Origin of the sequence: Arthrobacter sp. A2-55 (assembly GCF_025548615.1) — a bacterium.
Classification (GTDB): domain Bacteria; phylum Actinomycetota; class Actinomycetes; order Actinomycetales; family Micrococcaceae; genus Specibacter; species Specibacter silviterrae.
The window spans coordinates 1-18,614 of the sequence record NZ_JAJLOZ010000058.1 but is presented as its reverse complement, the minus strand read 5'-3'; the positions used below and the strand labels follow the sequence as shown (position 1 = coordinate 18,614).

Here is an 18,614-nt window from a genome sequence, read left to right as displayed (position 1 = left end):
CGTTCCTTATCGACGTTCCGGCATGACGGCCAGCGGGTAGGTGGCCCCGGCCTTCTCACGCAGCGCTGCCCCCTTGGCGGTTGCCTGGTCGTTGAGTGTTTGGGCAAAGGCGGCAAGCTGCCCGGCCAGCGAGGCGGCCAGCGGATCGGTGCCGGAGGCCAGCATGCGCACGGCCAGTAGCCCGGCATTGCGGGCCCCGCCGATGGAGACGGTGGCCACGGGCACGCCCGCCGGCATCTGGACAATGGAGAGCAGGGAGTCCATGCCGTCCAGGGTTTTCAGCGGCACGGGCACGCCCACCACGGGAAGCGTGGTGACGGAGGCCAGCATGCCGGGCAGGTGGGCGGCGCCGCCCGCACCGGCAATGATCACACGGATTCCGCGCCCGGCGGCACCGCGGCCGTAGGCGATCATTTCCGCCGGCATGCGGTGGGCGGAGACCACGTCCGTTTCAAAGGGGATGCCGAACTCGGAGAGCGCGGCGGCGGCGGCCTCCATGACGGGCCAGTCGGAATCGGATCCCATCACAATGCCCACCAGGGGGGTGGAATGATCAATCACGGCGAAGTCCTTACTGTCCGTCTCGGATGATGTTTGCCACTGTTGTGGCGCGGGCGCGGACGGCTGCAACGTCGTCGTCCGGGGAACCGATCACATTGACGTGGCCGATCTTCCGCCCGGGGCGCACCGACTTGCCGTAGCTGTGCACTTTCACGGTGGGCTCGGCGGCCAGGGCGGCCCGGTAGCCGCTGAAGAGGTCCTGGTTGCTGCCGCCCAGGAAATTTTTCATGACCACGATGGAGCCGAGCGCGGCGGTGGAGCCGAGGGGGAGGTCCAGGACAGCGCGCAGGTGCTGCTCGAACTGGCCCGTGACGGCGCCGTCCATGGTCCAGTGGCCGGTGTTGTGGGGGCGCATGGCCAGCTCATTGATGAGGTAGCCGGCGCCGCGGCCGGGGGTTTCAAACAGTTCGGCCGCCATGACGCCGGTGACGCCCAGCTCGGAGGCGATCCGGAGCGCGGCGGACTGGGCCTGCTCCGCGACGGACGCGGGCAGCCCCGGGGCGGGGGCGATGACCTCGTCGCAGACCCCGGCCACCTGGATGGACTCGGCCACGGGCCACGCGCGGGCCTCGCCGGAGGGTGTGCGGGCCACCAGGGCGGAAAGCTCGCGGGAAAACGGCACCATTTCCTCCGCCAGGAGCGGGCTCATGGCGTCAAACCAGTCTGCTGCCCCGGCCGCCTCCGCATCGGACCGGAGCACTTTCACGCCCTTGCCGTCGTAGCCGCCGCGGGGCATTTTCAGCACCACCGGCCAGCCGTTGGAGTCGCCGAAGGCCGTGATTTCCGCCACGGAAGCCACGGCGGCCCACAAGGGGTTGGGCAGTCCCAGCTTTTCGATTGCCGCCCGCATCACCAGCTTGTCCTGCGCATTGACCAGGGCGTCCGGCCGCGGCTGGACGTTGACGCCCTCGGCGATGAGCGTTTGAAGGTGTTCATTGGGGACGTGTTCGTGGTCGAAGGTGAGCACGTCAACCCCGCGGGCAAAGGCCCTCAGCGTGTCCAAGTCCTGATAGTCGCCCACGGGGGATTGCGCCACGGCGTCCACGGCGGAGACGTCTTCCGCCTCCGCCAGAACGTGCAAATGAAAACCAAGGGCCACGGCCGCGGGGGCCATCATGCGGGCCAACTGTCCGCCGCCCACTACGCCAATCACAGGAAAAGTCACAGTCCCCAGAGTACCGAAAGAGTGCCCGCAAACCTGCTTTTGGGCCGCGATGGGGCGATTTGGCAGGCTTCTCCCAGCTTTCACGGCGGGCCGTGGTGCACAGTTGGCTTAGAATTTAGCCAGTGGCCTGTGCAACGATTGCGCATGGCCGCGCCGTTGCGCTGCCCGAAGCCATTCCGAAGCCATTTGACGGCATGCAGAGCAATTCAACGGCAGCACCGCCCCACCACGGAGGAACATGTACCAGACGCTTTTAGCCCGCTTCAAGGGCCTCTTCGGCTTGTTTTGGCGCGAAGTGGCCAAATTTGGCGTGGTGGGCGGCATTGCGTTTGTCATCGACTCCGGCATTTACCTCTGGCTGCTCAACGGCTCCATGTCCGGCCACCCCACCAAGGCAAAAATCATCTCCGCCGTGGTGGCCACACTGTTTTCCTGGGTCGCGAACCGCTACTGGACGTTCCGCCACCGCCGCCAGGCCAACATGGTCCGTGAAGTGGTGCTGTTCATCATCATGAACGGCGTGGGCATCGCCATCGCCAGCGCCTGCGTGTACATCTCCCACTGGGTGCTGGGCTTCACCACCGCCTACGCCGACTTCATCTCCGGCTCCGTGATCGGCCTGGTCCTGGGCACCATCTTCCGCTTCTTCGCCTACCGCTTCTGGGTTTTCACCGAGGAACTCGACAAGGATCCGGCCTTCGCGGACGACCACAAGCTCATCGAAACAGAGCGCCAGCCCTAAACCCGCCAGCCCTAAAAACTAGGCGCTGACGTTTTCCGAGGCCCGCAGCTTTTCCGTGTCTTCCACGGAGGGGTCCAAGAGCACCACGGAGCCGCCGGCCGCCCAGGTCTGCAGCGCTGAAGGCACGACGCCGTCCCAACCGTCCCGCCCCAGCAGCAGCTTGCGCTGTGGTCCGGTAACGCCAGCGCCGCCGTCGCCCGCAATGTCAGTGCCGCCCGCCGCGCGCGCGCCGTCAGTCCCGCCGCCCAAGAGCGCGGCATACGAAACCGGCCCGGCCACGGACTCCCACGCAATCTGGTTCCCGGCGGGCGTGGTGTCGGCATAAAACACGTCGGCGTGGGCGCGCACCTGGCCTGAGTAGTCCAGGGCGCCGTCGGGAAGGGATTCCGTCCAGCGCATGGCCAGCGCGGGCAGGGCCACGGCCACCACGTAGGGCTGGTGTCCGGAGCTCTCGGCGCGCGTGGAGGCGGCCTCGGGATCGGTGGTGGCCACAATGTTCGCAACGTCGGCACCCCGGCAGCGATCGGCGTCGGGCAGGCCGGTGCCGGTGAACGCGGTGGCGCCCACGGCCCAGGTGGCCAGCAGCCACACCAGGGAGCGCCAGTGCACGGGGACGTCCACGTTGATTACTGTGCCGGACTCGGCGTCGAGCTCGTCCACCAGGAAGTTGGCGGTCTTGGCAACCCAGTTGTCCAGCACCTTGCCGGAGAGCTCCACCCGCTCGGAATTGGGCCCGTACCAGGTCAGCCGGGGGGCCGTGGCGTTGGTGCCGCGGAGTGCTTGCAGGAGGTCGGTGACTGTGGTGGGGTTTTGTGCCATGCTACTGATCTTTCCACGCGGTGGGCCAAAGGTATATCCGCCAAGTTGACAAAACTTTACAGCACTGTGACGTTCGTCATGCCAATGTTTACCCGCTGTGTCAAAAATGGCGCGATTCCGTGAAAATTGCCAGGAAATACCCAGCAAATGGAGTAAATCCGCGGATCTGCCACAGATAACGGTATGAAATTCCCGGGCGTGGCGCGGGGGTGGTACCCCCCGGTAGGTGGCTATGATTCCCCGCCCGCTTGACGTACCAGACTTACATGGGTGTAATTAGACGCACGAACCGCTGCAGGGGGCACATACAGCGGCAGGGGGCGCCGCATGTGGCAGAACCGCCGGCCCATGCAGCCAAGACGGCAACATTCAGGAGGACGACCATGGGGCAAGCGCAGCTGAGTGTAAAACAGGAAACCAGCAAGTCCATCGAGGCAGCCGCGGCCGCTGCCTACCCCCTGAGGGGGGTGCCCACGGACTGGTTCGTGGACCCGGCGGATCCCGACGCCGCACAGGCGCACCAGCGGGCCAGCCGCGAGTCGCTGGAGGATGCGGCCACCGCGTTCCTGGCGGCCCACGAGCTCGCTGAGGACCTAGACGACGATTTCGCCGACGGGCCGGGGGAGCTTGGCGGGGACACCGAATTTCCCGCCCGGAACCCGCACCTCGCAGTCCCGGTGTGGATCGGTTTGCGGCCCGGTCTTGACGACTTCAGCGACGAAGGTGAACTAGGCTGGCAGACGGACGCCTTGTGTGCGCAAACTGATCCGGAGGCGTTTTTCCCGGAAAAGGGCGGCTCCACAAGGGATGCCAAGAAAGTGTGCGGCGGCTGCAACGTGCGGTCGCAGTGCCTTGAATACGCTCTGGCAAATGATGAGCGTTTTGGAATCTGGGGCGGCCTGTCCGAGCGTGAGCGTCGGCGGCTGCGGAAGCGAGCGGTCTAATTCTTGATGCAGTAAATGTCACTGCCGTTTTGGTTGCCCACAACGGCAGTGCCTACCTCCCCACGGTCTTACGCGCCCTGGCGGCACAAACGCGTCCCGCCACCGCGATCCTTGCTGCCGACGCCGGCTCCACTGACGATTCCGGGGAACTGCTGCGCAAGGAACTGGGGGAGCGCAATGTGATCCCCTTTGACCCCCGCAAGGGCGGTTACGGCGCTGCCGTCAAGGCTGTCCTGGAGCACCAAAACCGCAACCTGGGCGGCCACCGCAACACCCCCGCTCGGGCCGCTTCCCACGCTTCCGCCACTTCCACCCCGCCTTCCAAGTACGACGCCGCTGCCCCCGACTCCGCCGTCGAGCCTCTGGAGCCGTCCCCGGCAGGGCAGGCCGGGCAGGCCGCCGCCGCCGGCAAGGCCACGGCCGGCAAGGCCACGGCCCAGCTTTCCCGCGAGCCCTTCCCGGACGAAGCGGGCGACTCCGCCTCCCGCCACGAATGGATCTGGCTGCTGCAGGATGACGCCGCGCCCGCCCCGGATGCCCTGCAGCTGCTGCTGGAAACTGTGGAGCGTTCCACCACGGCCGCCGTGGCCGGGTGCAAGCAGCTGGACTGGGACAACCGCCGACGCCTGGTGGATGTGGGCCTGAAGGCCAGCCGCTGGTTTGACCGCTATGCGCTGGTCAATCTCGACGAACTGGACCAGGGCCAGTATGACGACCGCGCCGACTTTTTCGCCGTCAACGCCGCCGGCATGCTGGTGCGCCGGGACCTGTGGGAAAAGCTGGGCGGCTTTGACCCCGCCATCCCCGGGCCCGGCGACGACCTGGACTTCTGTGCCCGTGTCCGGCTGGCCGGCTTCCGCGTGCTGGTGGTCCCTGCGGCCAGGGTGTTCCACGTGGTCAACCGGACCAACCCCATGGGATCGCCCGTGGCCGCCCGCAAGGCCGCAGTCTTTACCCGACTCAAGCACGCCCCGGCCTGGCAGCTGCCGTTCCTGGTGGTCGGCGCCGTCGTCTCCGCAATTTACTGGCTCTTCGCCGGCTTCCTGCTGAAGGCCCCCGGGCATGCAGTGAGCATGTTTGGCGCCACCCTTGCCGGGCTGTGCCGCCCCGTGGCGCTGGTCCGCAGCCGCTCCGCCCTGGCCCGCACCCGCGTGCAGCCCCGCTCGGCACACAAAAACCTGGTGGTGGGCCGGATTGAGGCCCGCAACCAGCTCAAGGGCCTGCGCGAGGCCGTTGGCCCGGATGACGACGGCGAACCCGGCGGACCCGGCGCCCCCTCCATCCTGGAGCCCACCGGCGACACCCACCACGACGCCGTCACGCCCATGGTGGCCGGCCGGACGGCCCCGGCAGTCAGCGCCCTGCTGCTGGCCGCGGCCCTGGCGGTCCTTTCGCTGGTGGTCCTTTCTCGCTTGATGGGCACCACGGGCATTACGGGAGGCTCGCTGCTGCCGGTGTCGGCCCGGCTCGGCACCATCTGGCAGCATGCCACCGACTGGTGGGTGTCGCTGGGGACCGGGCTGCCCGGCCGCGGGAACCCGTTCAACTATGTGGTGTGGCTGCTGGGCGTCCTGGGCGGGGGCGACGCCAACGCCGCCACGCTGTGGACGGTGCTGCTGGCCATCCCGCTGTCCGCTTTGACTGCCTGGCTGGCCGCCGGCGCATTCTCCCGCAGCCGCTGGCCGCGCGTGGTGGCGGCCCTGGTGTGGGCCGGCGCTCCGGTGCTGCTGGTGTCGCTGGGGCAGGGCCGCCTGGGCGCCCTGCTGGCACACCTTCTCATCCCGCTGGTGGTGCTGGGCATGGTCCGCGCCGTGGGCGGGGCAAGGTCGGCGGGTCCCGGCAGCGGGGCGGGTCCCGGCAGCGGGGCGGTGGCTGGCGCCCAGGCTGCTTCCCGGGGTGCTTCCCGGGTTGCCTCTTCCGCCCGGACCCTCAAGCTGGGCCGCCCCGGCGTGGACGGCACGCCGTCGTGGACAGCGTCTGCCGCGGCAGGCCTGGCCCTGGCCGCCGTCACGGCCGGCGCCCCCACCGTGTTCCCCATTGCCGTGGTGGCCGTGCTGCTGGCGACCGTTTTCCTGGGCCGGCGCGGCCGCACCCTGTGGTGGTCGCTGCTGCCCACGCTGGCCGTGTTTCTGCCGTTTGTGTGGTCCGCGCAGGCCAACCCGCGCGCTCTCCTGGGCGACCCGGGCGTGCCGCTGGCCGGCAACCCCGGCCCTTTGTGGGAGCAGCTGCTCGGCTTCCCCAACGCCGTGACGCCCGTCCACGAGCTCCTCGGCGCCGGGATCCCGGTGGGCGGCACCACCTGGACCTGGGTGGCCGCATTCGTGGTGGGCGGCCCCGTGGTCCTGGCGGCGTTCCTGGCCCTGCTGGCCCCCATCCGCCGCGCCGGCACCGTCCGGACCATGTGGCTGGTGGCGCTGCTGGCACTGGCCGTCTCCTACGGCAGCAAGCTCATTGCGGTGGGCCAGGACGGCACCTCGCTGGTGACGCCCTTCAACGGGCCGGCTGTTTCGGTGGCGCTCTTCGCCCTCCTCGCCGCCGCGCTGCTGGGGTTCGACGCAGTTTACCGCCGCGCGTACCAGGCTGCGGACCGCGGGGCGAAGGCGCGCGGCGGGAGCCGGGCCATTGCCGCTATCCTCTCCGTCCTGCTCGTGGCGGCCCCCGTGGCCAGCCTGGGCCTGTGGACTGTCAACAACTTCAACGGCAACGGCGCGGGCCTGGCCGGGGCGTCGGCGCTGGTGCCAGTGCAGGCCGGGACCATTCCGGCCACGGCGGCCGACAGGGGCACCGGGCCCGAAGCCAGCCGCACCATTGTGCTGCGCGCGGACCCGTCCGGCAGTGTGCAGGCCACGCTGATGCAGGGTGCCGGCACCACCCTGGACTCGCTGTCCACCATCGCTGCGGCCCGCAACATTTCCGGGGATCCCGGCCGTGAAAAGGTGGCGGGCCCGGATGCCGCCACGTCCGTGCTGCGCGAAACGGTGGCCGTCCTGATGGCCCGCTCCGGCGTGGACCCCCGCCCCGAGCTGATGTCGATGGGCGTGGGGTTTGTGGTGCTGCAAAACGGCGACACCGCGGCCCAGCTGGTGGCCAGTCAACTGGACGCCGTGCCGGGGCTGAACGCCGTGGGCCCCACCGATTCCGGCTGGCTGTGGCGGGTCAACCCCACCTACCAGAAGGCTGGGCCCACGGAAGTGGTGAACCGGGTGCGCCTGGTGGACGCCAAGGGTGCCGCCCTGTCGCCCGTGGAGTCCAAGGGCGTGGGCGTGGACACGGCCGTTGCGGCCGGACCGGCCGGGCGCCGCGTGGTGCTGGCTGAACGGTTCGACGCCGGTTGGCAGGCCACGCTGGACGGCACGGCCCTGGCTCCCGTGCAGGACGGCTGGGCGCAGGCCTTCGAGCTTCCGGCCGCCGGCGGGCATTTGGAAATTCATTTCGTACAGCCGTGGAACGCGCTGATGAGCCTGGCACAGCTGGTCCTTTTGGGTCTGACCGTGCTGCTGGCCATCCCGGTCCGGGCCCGGCGCGGCCGCACCGGGGCGTACCGGGACGAGGCATCATTGCACAAGGTAGGTAGAGGTGTCTGAGGACCGCAACCCCAATAACGCTCCCTCACCTTCCGGGGTGGTTCCAAGCGACGCTCCCTCACCTTCTGCAGTGGTTCCAAGCGACGCTCCCTCACCTTCCGGGGTGGTCCGAGGCGACGCTCCCTCACCTTCTGCAGTGGTTCCAAGCGACGCTCCCTCACCTTCCGGGGTGGTCCCAGGCGACGCTCCCTCACCTTCTGCGGTGGATCCTGCCAAGCCGGTGCCCGCAGCCAAGAAGGCTGACGCGTCCCCGGCCACCAAGCTGAAGCGCAGCGCCCGGCCCAAGCGCGTGCCCAAGGCGGCTGCCGAGGCTCGGGCCGCCAAGCCGCGGCGTTCTGAACGCCGCAAGCCCCGCGCCGTTCCGCGAAAGTGGCCGCTGGTCCTCGCCGGCTCCGCCACGGCACTGCTGGCTGTGGGCATGGTGGCTGCGGGCACGCTGGTCCCCGGCAGCAACGCCACGGCACAGCTGGCCCTGCAGAACCAGGTCCTTCCGGTGGGGGACTCCCTGTCCAACTGCGTGGGCCCCACCCAGCTGGTGGAAGGAGCCGCCGCCGGTACGGATCCCCAGTTCGCACCCGGTTCATCGTCCACCAAAAGCCAGCTGTCCGCCGTCGTGCTTAGCAATCCGGACGGCACGCTCCCGGGGGCCGGGGTGGAGTCGCTGGATGCCAAGGGGACCCCGCTCTTCACCTTGTCCAAGGCGCCGGCCCAGGCTGCGGCCCTGGCCTCCTCGGCGCCGGCCACATTGGCTCCCGTGACGGGGGCGGCGAAGGGCAAGGCCGCGCTGCTGCAAAACCAGGTTGTGTCCGCCGCCTCGGTGCTGCGGGCCGTTCCTCTGGCCGGGCTGGGACCGCTGTCAGCCGGTGCCGTGGTGGTTGACTCGGCCGACGGCGACCTGAAGGGACTCTCCGCCGCAACGTGCCAGCCGGCGTCGAACGACTTTTGGCTGGCCGGCGCCAGCACCACGGTGGGCCGCACGGCGGTACTGGAGCTGGCAAACTCGTCCAAGAGCCCGGCCACGGTGTCGCTGGACCTGGTGGGGGCCGGCGGTCCAGTCCAGGCGCCCGGCGGCAAGGGCCTGGTGGTGGCGCCCGGCGCGTCCCGTTCGGTGATGCTGTCGGGATTGGCGCCGGACCAGGAATTGCTCAGCGTGCACGTGAAGAGTTCCGGCGGGCCGGTTTCCGCATTCATCCAGCAGTCCGTGCTGCGCGGCCTGACCCCCGGCGGCGTGGACTTCCTCCAGCCCGTTCAGGCGCCCGGCACCTCGCAGGCCATTCCCGGCGTGCGCGTCCAGGCACCGGCGGCCGCGGCCAAGATCGCCGGGCAGTCCGGCTATTCGGATGCGTCCACGGCGCTGATGGTCACGGTGCCCGGCGCGGCGGACGCCATTGTGGAGGTCAAGGCGTACGGCCCCACCGGGCAGGTTCCGCTGCCCGGCGGCGGCGTGTTTACGGCTACCGCCGGCAAGGTCAGCCAGCTGTCACTGGCGGGCCTGGCGGAAGGGACGTATACGCTGACAGTCAGTTCCAATGCCTCGGTGGTGGCGGGCGTGCGGCTGGTCAACTCCACGAAGCCCGGTGCCGCAACGGACATTGCGTTTGCGCCTACGGCCGCGCGGCTGGGCAACAACCAGCTGCTTTCCCTGCCGGCGGGGCTGAGTACCACCCTGGTGCTGGCAGCCCCTACGGGGACGGGATCGGTGGACCTGGTGCCCATTTCCGCCTCCGGCGCCCTGGGTGTGCACAAGACGGTGACGCTGCAGTCCGGGCAGACCACCACGGTGGATCCCGCCGCGCTGCTGGGCTCCGGCACGGTTGCCGTGCTGGTGTCGGCGTCGGGCGAGGCGGTGTACGGCACGCAGTTGCTGGGGGCCAAGGGCTCCGCGAACATTGCCGTGCTGCCGATCGCTGCAACGTCCGCCGAGGCCCAGCAGCTGGGAATCACTACGCGATTCTAATCGGGTTGTAGGGCAGTGGGCTCCAGCGGCCCGCACCCCGTTGGCCGAGTAGCGAGCCGTGTGAGCCGTGTGAGACCAAGGGCCCGGCCCCAGTAGTCGAGGGCCGAGACCGCTGGGCGCGCCCCCAAGTAGTCTCGAGAACGGGTCAGGCCGCGAGAGCAGTGAAACCCTGCAGGCGATTTCGCGAAGCAGGCGCCAACACGCGAACGCCCCGACAAGATACACCGCACGTGCGGATTCGCCCCGCATTCGGAAAGGCGAACTGTTGTGGTAGCCGCCCCAGGGCGACAAACGCCCTGCCCTTATGACATTATGTGCGTATGAATGCAGATAAGAAAGCTTGCTCCCTGGACGTCGACAGCCAGTACGTGGAACTGGCGGTTGAGGTCTTCGCGATGCTGGCCGACGCCACCCGGGTCAGGATCATCCTGGCCCTGCGCGGAGGCGAAATGGCCGTGGGCGCGCTGGCCGAGGCCGTCGGCAAGTCGCCCGCCTCGGTTTCGCAGCACCTGGCCAAGATGCGCCTCGCCCGGATGGTCTCCACCCGTCAGGACGGCACCAGGGTCATGTACCGGCTGGAGAACGAGCACGCCCGCCAGCTGGTGGCCGACGCCATCTACCAGGCTGAACACGCCCTGGGCGGCATCCCGGCCCACCACCGCAGCGAGCAGGTTGCCCCGTGAATGCCACCAGCCACACTGACCAGCACGACGGCGGGCACCACGGCCATGCCCACACCCACGGCCATGACGACCACGACCACGCCCACCACGATGACCACGGCCACCACGGCCACGGCCACGGCCACGACACCGGCGGCCACGGCCACGACGGGCACGACGACCACGACGCCGGCCACGGCCACGATCACGGCGACCACGACCACCACACCGGCGACCACGACCACGGCCACGACCACCACGATGACGACGACCACGACGCCGGCCACGACCACGATCACGATGACCACGACCACGCCCACCACACCGGCCTCAAGGGCTGGCTGTTCGAGCTGTTCGTCCCGCACACCCACGACTCCGCGGACTCCATCGACGACGCCCTCGAATCCAGCGTCCAGGGCGTCCGCGCACTGAAGATCAGCCTCTTCCTGCTCCTGGGCACCACCGTCCTGCAATTCCTCGTTGTCCTCGTCAGCGGCTCCGTGGCACTGCTGGCGGACACCATCCACAACTTCTCCGACGCCCTGACCGCCCTGCCGCTGTGGATCGCGTTCATCCTGGGCCGTCGGGCAGCGAACCGCCGCTTCACCTACGGCTACGGCCGCGCGGAGGACCTGGCCGGCCTGTTCATCGTCGCCGTCGTGGCGCTTTCCGCCGTCGTAGCTGCCTGGCAGTCCATCGACAGGCTGTTCCACCCGCAGCAGCTGCACAACCTGTGGTGGGTGCTGGCCGCGGGGCTGATCGGCTTCGCCGGCAACGAGGCCGTGGCCGTCTACCGCATCCGCGTGGGCCGGCAAATCGGCTCGGCCGCCCTGGTCGCGGACGGCGTGCACGCCCGCATTGACGGCTTCACCTCGCTGGCCGTGGTCCTCGGCGCGGGCGGCGTCATGCTCGGCTTCCCGCTCGCCGACCCCATCGTGGGCCTGCTCATCTCCGCCGCCATCATCGTCCTGCTCTGGGGAACCGTGAAAAGCATCGGCCGCCGGCTCATGGACGGCATCGAACCGGACCTCGTCGCCCGCGCTGAGAAGGCCATCGAAGGCACGCCGGGCGTCCTGGCCGTGGACCGCCTGCAATTGCGCTGGGTGGGCCACCGGCTCCAGGGCGCGGCCACCGTCGTCGTCCCCGACGCGCCCCTGTCCGCCGTCCAGGAAACCGTCCACGCCGCCCGGCACAGCCTCGCCCACGCCCTCCCCAAGCTGGACGACATGACCATCACGCCCATCCACCGCCCGGGGCATTGAACCCCCAGACGGACGACGCCGTCACTCGCCAACGCGCGCACCTCACCAACGCCGGGGTGCTTGGGGCGTTCCAGACTGAGGTGCCGGCTTTCCTGTGGGGCAAAACTCGGGCTGGGTTTTGCCCCCGGTGCACCGGGGGCAAAAGTGGGCGCGGGTTTTGCCCCCACGGAAAGCGGGGACGGCCCACGCGACTGCCTGCTACCCTCTGCGCTTGCGAAAATGCCCGCGAATTGGCTTTCCTCGGCGGAGGTGGCCAGGTATCCAGATTTTCTCCCGTGGAGCAGCTTCCAGAGTGTGGCGCCTCGTGTCGCGGAGGTCAATCACAGTCGGTGCCGGCGGCAACGACTTGACGCGTTGGATGTTGTGGCCCTCGAAGGCCCGCACCATGTGCTCCAGCAGCTCAGCCTCAAGGCCCAGGCTGAGAGCCTCATCCCGCCAGTGGGACACGGCCTCGGCGACAAGCTGCAGCCTGCCGATGGCCTGATCCCGTGTCAGCCTGAACACGTCCACATACTCAAGGAGGTCGCGAACATCCCTGTCGTACGGGCTCCCCCCAGGGACCAAGGGAGTATCCGATGCGCCGGTTGGCATAGGGTTTACATCGAACGACGGCGACAGCCTCCACCCGTTGTCGGTGCGGAGCAGTCCATGGTTCCGCATGTGGTCGTCGGTGTTGTTGACCATGGCGCCGAAGGCAGCGCGACTGAACATTTCGTTGGCGTCCTGCACCGGTGCGCCCGAAATTCGTGCGATTTCGCCAGCGATCCTTACATAATCAGGATGCGCATAGGTATCCACTTGCAGCGTTGACCTCATGCTCATATACGGGATTCGAAGATCCCCGGAGCGGTCGAATCGACGAGTCAGGAAAATGTGTGAGTGTTCGGTCAACGGCAGGAGCCTTGATGCCTGCACTTTGATACCCGCGCGTTTCTGAAGCCTGATGGCCACCATTTCCCATACCTGCGGATTGCCCGAGCCGGAGCCAAGTGGAAACTTGGCTAGCAGCATGGACCCGTCGGAGTCGCGCACCCATGCCTTTGGCTGGGCGCCGCCGGGAGAAGAACCGGCCCCCAAGAGCATGGAATTCTCCTCGTCAACATAACCTGTCTCGGCAAACACCCTTGCTTCAACAGCGAGCGCCTCGAGGTCGCGAACGCCGGCCCTTTTCCCCCATGACGACAAGAATTCCCCGTTTTCCCGGAATCGCAAGGCTCCTTGACGGGTTTCGTCATTGACCATCAGCAGGTAACCGGCCTCGCTCAGGTTCTGTAGGCCTGTGCCCTTGGTTCTTGCTTGCTGTCGCAATTCCTCGAAAAGCAGCTTCCGGCCCCAGGCATCGGGTGCGGCATCCTGAAATGACCCGAAAATCATCCTGCCGAGGGTGGGGTGTTGCCGGCCGCGCATGAGAGGCAATTCCGGCGAGAGCTCGAAGGAACCAGCACTGGAAATCCAGGTGTCAGCATAGGAAAACGACATGTGTTCAAGCGGGGACAGCTGGTCCGACTCAATCTCCAACGTTCCGGCCGGGGTCTCGTTGACCAGGACCTCAATCCTGCGGATTGACCTACGGGCCATCAAGTCCTCCTCGGGGCGCGTTGGCGATTGAGGAGATGGGCACGGGCGCGGCCCAGATCGCTGTTCAGGGGATCTGTGGCCTGGATGATGTCTTCAGCGATGCCCAGCACGGAGGCAACAGTCATAAGGTGTTCCACTTTGCCGCCCTCTCCCGCTTCAAGGCGCATCAAGGTGGCCCGGGAGATGTTGGCTCTTTCGGCGACAAGCTCCTGGGGCAGGCCCAAAATGATTCTGCGGGCCTTCAAGTTGGCCCCGAGTCGCACTGTTTCCAGCATGCAGCCTCCTATAATGTAGCTATTTTCGCACGTTAATGGAGGTACTTCAATGCTTTAGCTACTTTAGCCGGCGTAGACGCCTAGAGCGCCCCGCCAAGCCCGCCAAGCCCGCCAAGCCCGCCAAGCCCACCAAGCCCGCCAGGCCAGCCAGCCCAGCCCGCCCAGCGCCTACCCCCGCCTGAACCGCCCAAACATCGGGTCCACGGTGTCCGGGTCAATGTTCAGCAGCCCGGCCACCTGCTCAATGAGCACCTCGTGCACCAGCTCGCGGACCTGCGCGGGGGTGTCGCACAGGGCCTCCACGGGGTGCCGGTAAATGACGATCACCGCATGCCCCACCAATGGAGAGGAAGGCGTGTACTTGCCCAGCGGCGCCTGCGAACGGGAGGCAACCAATTCCTCCAGCTTGTCCGGCACCTCTTCCACCAGGTACTCCACATCCGCCAGCTGCGCGCTCCACAGTTCCCGGAGCCGCTCGGCGGAATCAACCACCAGGTCCTCAAACTTTTCCGCCCGCGTCCGCGATCCGGGCAGCCCGGGCAGCATGATGGAGCCCCGCAATCCGCGCCCGTGGCGGTTGCGCCGACGCTGGGCAAACGGCCGCACGGGCAGCGCGTCGCCGTCGTGGAACGTAACGCTAAAACCGGGCTCCGGCGTGTTGTGCTGCATCATTTCACTCTAGTTCACTCCGGCCGCGTGAGCCGTTGGGGGCAAACGGGCTAAAAGGCGGGTAATCTTGGGAATCGTGGGAACCCTTCGTCAATGCACCCGATCAGCCTGCCGCGAGTCGGCCGTGGCCACCCTGACGTACGTGTATGCCGATTCCACCGCAGTCCTGGGCCCCCTGGCCACCTTCGCCGAGCCCCACTGCTACGACCTCTGCTCCAAGCACTCCGCCCGCCTCACCGTCCCGCTGGGCTGGGAAGTGATCCGCCTGGCGCGCTCGGACACCCCTCCCGGCCCCGGTCCCGACGACCTCCTGGCCCTGGCCGACGCCGTCCGTGAGGCCGCCGCTGAACCGGACGACGACGGTCCCCAGGCCCAGCGCGAACCCCGCGGTTTGCTGGAGCGCCCCACCGCAGACCCCGGCGGCTCCCGCCAAAGCAGCGGGCGCCGCGGACACCTCCACATCCTGCGGGACTAGCCCCGCACTAGCCCCGGCAACGCCCGGCAGGCGGACAAGCTCCCGGAACCACCCCCTCGACGAGAAGAGATGACGATGGCGAAAATCAGCGACGAACTCCTGTCCGTGCTGCGCTGCCCCGTGACCGGCTCCACCCTGGTTCAGGAAGGTGCGCAGCTGGTCAGCACGCAGCCCGGCCCCGACGGGAAGCCGCTGCGCTACAGCATCGAGGAGGGCATCCCCCTGCTGCTGCGCCCCGAGCAGCTTGCCTAGCCGGCAGCGCCCCGAGCAGCTCGCCGAACCGGCAGCCCCCAGCCACCGGCCTAAAACCACCAAGCCAGCCAGCACAGTCCAGCACAGTAAGGACCCGCCATGAGCACCGCCTCCACCCTCAGCCCGGCAGACTACAAGGTCGCTGACATCACCCTGGCCGCGGCCGGCCGGCACCAGATCCGCCTGGCCGAGTTTGAAATGCCGGGCCTGATGAGCCTGCGCGAGGAATACAAGGACAGCCAGCCGCTCAAGGGCGCCCGCATTGCCGGCTCCCTGCACATGACCGTGCAAACGGCGGTCCTGATCGAGACGCTCACGGCGCTGGGCGCCGAGGTCCGCTGGGCGTCCTGCAACATCTTCTCCACGCAGGATGAGGCAGCGGCGGCCATCGTGGTCGGCAACGGCACCCCGGAGAACCCGCAGGGCGTGCCTGTTTTCGCCTGGAAGGGCGAGTCCCTGGAGGAGTACTGGTGGACTGCCCAGCAGATCCTCACCTGGCCCGGCGCCGCGAAGAACCCCAAAAAGGGCGCCAACATGATCCTGGACGACGGCGGCGACGCCACCATGCTGGTCCACAAGGGCGCCGAGTTTGAAGCCGCCGGGGCAGTCCCGGACGCCACGGACGCGGACTCCGAAGAGGGCAGGATCTTCCTCGAGGCCCTCCGCAAGTCACTGAAGGCGGACAAGCAGAAGTGGACGCGGATCGCCGCGCAGATCCACGGCGTCACGGAGGAAACCACCACGGGCGTGCACCGCCTGTACCAGCTGGCGGCGGAGGGCAAGCTGCTGTTCCCCGCCATCAACGTCAACGACTCCGTCACGAAGTCCAAGTTCGACAACAAGTACGGCATCCGCCACTCCCTGCCCGATGGCCTGATGCGCGCCACAGATGTTCTCCTGGGCGGAAAGGTCGCCGTCGTCTGCGGCTATGGCGACGTCGGCAAGGGCGCGGCTGAGGCGCTGCGGGGGCAGGGATCGCGCGTGATTGTCACCGAGATCGATCCCATCTGCGCGCTGCAGGCCGCCATGGACGGCTACCAGGTGGCCCGGCTGGAATCGGTCATCGGGCAGGGCGACATCTTCGTCACCACCACCGGCGGCCTGGGCATCATCTCCGCGGCGGACATGCTGAAGATGAAGAACAAGGCCATTGTGGGCAACGTGGGCCACTTCGACAACGAGATCGACATGGCCGGCCTGGCCAAGATCGACGGCGTCGAAAAGGTGGAGATCAAGCCGCAGGTGCACGAGTGGGTCTTCGACAAGGGCACAGCGCAGGAGCGCTCCATCATTGTGCTCTCCGAGGGGCGCCTGCTGAACCTGGGCAACGCCACGGGCCACCCGTCGTTCGTCATGAGCAACTCCTTCACCAACCAGGTCATTGCGCAGATCGAGATTTTCTCCAAGCTGGGCACGGATGAATACCAAAAGCAGGTGTACGTGCTGCCGAAGATCCTGGATGAGAAGGTGGCGCGCCTGCACCTGGCCGCCCTCGGCGTGGAGCTGACCGAGCTCACGGCAGAGCAGGCCGCGTACCTGGACCTGGACCCGGCCGGCCCGTACAAGCCCGGCCACTACCGGTACTAGGCCATGGCGGACTGGCAGGAAACCGGCCCGCTCAGCCGCACCCTGCGCGCGGACAATCCCGGCCCCATGACCCTGGACGGCACCAACAGCTACGTGCTCGGCGCCCCGGGGGCCGGCGTCGTGGTGGTTGATCCGGGCCCGCTGCTGGAGGGTCACCTGTCGGCGCTGGCCGCGGCGGGCCGGGTGGAGCTGGTCCTCATCACGCACCACCATGCCGACCACACGGAGGGCAGCGCGCGGCTCCACGAGCTCACGGGCGCGCCGGTCCGCGCTGTCCGCCCCGAGCACTGCCACGCGGGGGAGCCCCTGCGCGGCGGCGAGCTGATCCGGGCGGCGGGCCTGGACATTGAGGTGCTGGCCACCCCCGGCCACACCTCGGACTCGGTGTGCTTTTTCCTGAAGAACGACGGCGCCCACGGCTCGGTCTTGACAGGAGACTCGGTCTTGGGCCGGGGGACCACGGTGCTTGACTACCCGGACGGCCGGCTGGGGGACTACCTCGGGTCGCTGGAGAAACTGCGGGTGCTGGGCTCAGAGGGCGGCCCTGTTAAGGCGCTGCCCGGCCACGGCCCTGTGCTTCCGGATCTGGCCGCCGCGGCGTCGGCCTACCAAGCCCACCGGAAGGAACGGCTGGAGCAGGTGCGCGGTGCGCTGGCTTCCTTGCGTTCGGAAAGCGGCGCGGAGCCGTCAGCGGCGGACATTGTGGCCGTGGTCTACGGCGACGTCCCGGCCAACGTGCTCGGGGCCGCGGAATTGTCCGTGCAGGCGCAGCTGGAGTATTTGCGGGGCTGAATCGCAAGGCTTCACTGGATTTCCGATCCGGATGGCCATGTTGTGTAGCCGAGGCGGCGCTCAGCCTTGTACGGGCGGTAGGCGACAGCACAGACCGCCACGCCATAGACGCCGATGGCTATAAAGACGGACATTGGTATCCACAGCAACCACCAAGGGGTTGGGTGAATCCCACGCGTGATAATTGCGAAAATCAGGCTTACGACGAATGCGACAATTATCGCTTTTACTGCGCGATTGATTTTTCCCCTATATGATCCCGCGCTGGGCTGCACAGGTTGCCTGGCCCATTCTGTCGGCGGGACCACCCGGACCGTGTTCATTTTCAGTATCCTACTCCGCCGGATTGTCAGACCGACTCCATATTGGATTTGCCCTTCGGCATTGTGACGGCCGCCGACTTCCGGGTGAAGATCCTTGGAGAAAAATTCTCGCTATTGTCCGCACTGGCCGCGAGGATCCAACGATGGCGGTTGTTCCATGTGCAGGGCTGGTGTCGCGGTGCTCATGCGTCGTCCCGGAATCGGGGGAGATCTCCCCGCTGCGGAGTATTTCTCTGATTCTCTGTCCGGAAAAGGCTCATTTAAGCTGATCGCACCGCGACAACCGCAGCGCCCTGTAGCTGGCGATCAGGGAGGAATTCCCTTCAGTCGTGAAGTAGCCTACGTTGACGCCGGCAACATGATCGATGATGTCTGGGTCAGTGACGAGGCTTGCCACCCTTGTTGAGACCGGATAGACGTTTCTCGAAGGCGTCCACTATCGCCTGTTTTCACGGTCCTTGGGTGTTGAAGTTTCGGACCTTGATGGCCATGTCGTGTAACCCAAACGGCGTTCAGCTCTATAGGGGCCCAAGGCGAAGCTGCCCACGATCATGAGGGAGATGCATGATGCAATGAAGGCAGAAAGCGGAACCCAGAGCATCCAGGCTGAGCGTGGATGAGTATTCCGGCCAACAATGGCAAACACCACCACAACCGCCAACAAGATGAGGATGACCTTGATGGTCTGATTGCATTTGAGCCAATAGGATCCCGCGGTGGGCTGGATTGGTTGACTGTCCCACTCGGCACGGGGTATTTTACGAATCGATTCCACCTTCCCCACCCTAATTCATCGTGTAATCGCCAGTTGTGGCAAGCAGAATGAGAACTACGGTCTGAATGATCAAACGATCCGCTATCCGCAATCCACGACGGTTGAGGCCATCCACGGATGTGGACCCACGGCATGGAGACGGGGCTTGCCAGGGGATCTGTTCGACTCCGCCTTGCGATACCCTACGAATCA

Annotated in this window: 17 protein-coding genes; 10 read left to right on the top strand and 7 right to left on the bottom strand. The window is 67.3% G+C overall.

The genetic code is table 11. The features are described 5' to 3' along the window. Positions 1-6: 6 nt before the first annotated feature. Both purE and LPN03_RS15145 read right to left on the bottom strand, forming a co-directional pair. Complete coding sequence (purE, locus tag LPN03_RS15150) at positions 7-525, bottom strand: 5-(carboxyamino)imidazole ribonucleotide mutase (RefSeq protein WP_165181864.1); 519 nt, start codon at positions 523-525, stop codon at positions 7-9. 46 nt (positions 526-571) lie between these two features. Beyond that, entirely contained in the window at positions 572-1,726 is a 1,155-nt protein-coding gene (locus LPN03_RS15145) for a 5-(carboxyamino)imidazole ribonucleotide synthase (protein ID WP_262454869.1), read from the bottom strand. Between the two features lie 238 nt (positions 1,727-1,964). On the opposite strand from LPN03_RS15145, the gene LPN03_RS15140 reads away from it, so the two are divergent. Next, positions 1,965-2,468 (top strand): GtrA family protein, encoded by a 504-nt coding sequence (locus LPN03_RS15140; RefSeq protein WP_165181838.1) that lies wholly within the window; start codon positions 1,965-1,967, stop codon positions 2,466-2,468. Positions 2,469-2,486: 18 nt separating this feature from the next. Here the strand turns inward: LPN03_RS15140 and LPN03_RS15135 are convergent, their stop codons facing one another. Continuing rightward, the gene (locus tag LPN03_RS15135) at positions 2,487-3,287 is read right to left on the bottom strand and encodes a TIGR03089 family protein (protein ID WP_165181837.1); all 801 of its coding nucleotides are present in this window, start codon (positions 3,285-3,287) and stop codon (positions 2,487-2,489) included. Positions 3,288-3,670: 383 nt separating this feature from the next. On the opposite strand from LPN03_RS15135, the gene LPN03_RS15130 reads away from it, so the two are divergent. From LPN03_RS15130 to LPN03_RS15110, 5 genes are all read left to right on the top strand, one after another. Beyond that, a complete protein-coding gene (locus tag LPN03_RS15130) occupies positions 3,671-4,231 on the top strand; it encodes a WhiB family transcriptional regulator (protein WP_262454868.1) in 561 nt (186 codons plus the stop codon). Between the two features lie 29 nt (positions 4,232-4,260). After that, positions 4,261-7,815 carry a glycosyltransferase family 2 protein gene (locus LPN03_RS15125; RefSeq protein WP_262454867.1) on the top strand — a complete coding sequence of 1,185 codons (3,555 nt, stop codon included), beginning with the start codon at positions 4,261-4,263 and terminating at the stop codon, positions 7,813-7,815. Positions 7,816-8,017: 202 nt separating this feature from the next. Continuing rightward, complete coding sequence (locus LPN03_RS15120; RefSeq protein WP_262454866.1) at positions 8,018-9,772, top strand: DUF5719 family protein; 1,755 nt, start codon at positions 8,018-8,020, stop codon at positions 9,770-9,772. A 320-nt stretch (positions 9,773-10,092) separates the two neighbouring features. Beyond that, positions 10,093-10,455 carry an ArsR/SmtB family transcription factor gene (locus LPN03_RS15115; protein WP_262454865.1) on the top strand — a complete coding sequence of 121 codons (363 nt, stop codon included), beginning with the start codon at positions 10,093-10,095 and terminating at the stop codon, positions 10,453-10,455. After that, positions 10,452-11,696 (top strand): cation diffusion facilitator family transporter, encoded by a 1,245-nt coding sequence (locus LPN03_RS15110; protein WP_262454864.1) that lies wholly within the window; start codon positions 10,452-10,454, stop codon positions 11,694-11,696. The genes LPN03_RS15115 and LPN03_RS15110 overlap by 4 nt, the downstream gene beginning before the upstream one ends. A gap of 198 nt (positions 11,697-11,894) precedes the next feature. On the opposite strand, the gene LPN03_RS15105 is transcribed toward LPN03_RS15110, so the two are convergent. From LPN03_RS15105 to LPN03_RS15095, 3 genes are all read right to left on the bottom strand, one after another. Then, positions 11,895-13,274, bottom strand: coding sequence for a type II toxin-antitoxin system HipA family toxin (locus LPN03_RS15105; protein ID WP_262454863.1), 1,380 nt, complete (start codon positions 13,272-13,274; stop codon positions 11,895-11,897). Then, entirely contained in the window at positions 13,274-13,549 is a 276-nt protein-coding gene (locus LPN03_RS15100) for a helix-turn-helix domain-containing protein (RefSeq protein WP_165181826.1), read from the bottom strand. The genes LPN03_RS15105 and LPN03_RS15100 overlap by 1 nt, the downstream gene beginning before the upstream one ends. 168 nt (positions 13,550-13,717) lie before the next feature. Beyond that, a complete protein-coding gene (locus LPN03_RS15095) occupies positions 13,718-14,221 on the bottom strand; it encodes a metallopeptidase family protein (protein WP_262454862.1) in 504 nt (167 codons plus the stop codon). A gap of 73 nt (positions 14,222-14,294) precedes the next feature. On the opposite strand from LPN03_RS15095, the gene LPN03_RS15090 reads away from it, so the two are divergent. From LPN03_RS15090 to LPN03_RS15075, 4 genes are all read left to right on the top strand, one after another. After that, entirely contained in the window at positions 14,295-14,693 is a 399-nt protein-coding gene (locus LPN03_RS15090; protein ID WP_165181824.1) for a DUF3499 domain-containing protein, read from the top strand. A gap of 69 nt (positions 14,694-14,762) precedes the next feature. Further along, positions 14,763-14,945, top strand: coding sequence for a hypothetical protein (locus tag LPN03_RS15085; RefSeq protein WP_262454876.1), 183 nt, complete (start codon positions 14,763-14,765; stop codon positions 14,943-14,945). A gap of 99 nt (positions 14,946-15,044) precedes the next feature. Next, on the top strand, positions 15,045-16,532 hold the full coding sequence (ahcY, locus tag LPN03_RS15080) for an adenosylhomocysteinase (RefSeq protein WP_262454861.1): 1,488 nt from the start codon (positions 15,045-15,047) through the stop codon (positions 16,530-16,532). A 3-nt stretch (positions 16,533-16,535) separates the two neighbouring features. Further along, positions 16,536-17,324 carry an MBL fold metallo-hydrolase gene (locus tag LPN03_RS15075; RefSeq protein WP_262454860.1) on the top strand — a complete coding sequence of 263 codons (789 nt, stop codon included), beginning with the start codon at positions 16,536-16,538 and terminating at the stop codon, positions 17,322-17,324. Between the two features lie 11 nt (positions 17,325-17,335). Here LPN03_RS15075 and LPN03_RS15070 read toward each other — a convergent pair whose 3' ends face one another. After that, a complete protein-coding gene (locus LPN03_RS15070) occupies positions 17,336-17,458 on the bottom strand; it encodes a hypothetical protein (protein ID WP_262454859.1) in 123 nt (40 codons plus the stop codon). Positions 17,459-18,614 lie beyond the last annotated feature (1,156 nt).

Excerpts from the sequence above, each read along its gene's own strand:
- LPN03_RS15115 (WP_262454865.1), top strand. The coding sequence starts at position 10,093 with ATGAATGCAGATAAGAAAGCTTGCTCCCTGGACGTCGACAGCCAGTAC.
- LPN03_RS15135 (WP_165181837.1), bottom strand. The coding sequence starts at position 3,287 with ATGGCACAAAACCCCACCACAGTCACCGACCTCCTGCAAGCACTCCGC.
- LPN03_RS15140 (WP_165181838.1), top strand. The coding sequence starts at position 1,965 with ATGTACCAGACGCTTTTAGCCCGCTTCAAGGGCCTCTTCGGCTTGTTT.
- ahcY (WP_262454861.1), top strand. The coding sequence starts at position 15,045 with ATGAGCACCGCCTCCACCCTCAGCCCGGCAGACTACAAGGTCGCTGAC.
- LPN03_RS15085 (WP_262454876.1), top strand. The coding sequence starts at position 14,763 with ATGACGATGGCGAAAATCAGCGACGAACTCCTGTCCGTGCTGCGCTGC.
- LPN03_RS15070 (WP_262454859.1), bottom strand. The coding sequence starts at position 17,458 with ATGTCCGTCTTTATAGCCATCGGCGTCTATGGCGTGGCGGTCTGTGCT.
- LPN03_RS15105 (WP_262454863.1), bottom strand. The coding sequence starts at position 13,274 with ATGGCCCGTAGGTCAATCCGCAGGATTGAGGTCCTGGTCAACGAGACC.
- purE (WP_165181864.1), bottom strand. The coding sequence starts at position 525 with ATGGGATCCGATTCCGACTGGCCCGTCATGGAGGCCGCCGCCGCCGCG.
- LPN03_RS15130 (WP_262454868.1), top strand. The coding sequence starts at position 3,671 with ATGGGGCAAGCGCAGCTGAGTGTAAAACAGGAAACCAGCAAGTCCATC.
- LPN03_RS15095 (WP_262454862.1), bottom strand. The coding sequence starts at position 14,221 with ATGATGCAGCACAACACGCCGGAGCCCGGTTTTAGCGTTACGTTCCAC.
- LPN03_RS15075 (WP_262454860.1), top strand. The coding sequence starts at position 16,536 with ATGGCGGACTGGCAGGAAACCGGCCCGCTCAGCCGCACCCTGCGCGCG.
- LPN03_RS15100 (WP_165181826.1), bottom strand. The coding sequence starts at position 13,549 with ATGCTGGAAACAGTGCGACTCGGGGCCAACTTGAAGGCCCGCAGAATC.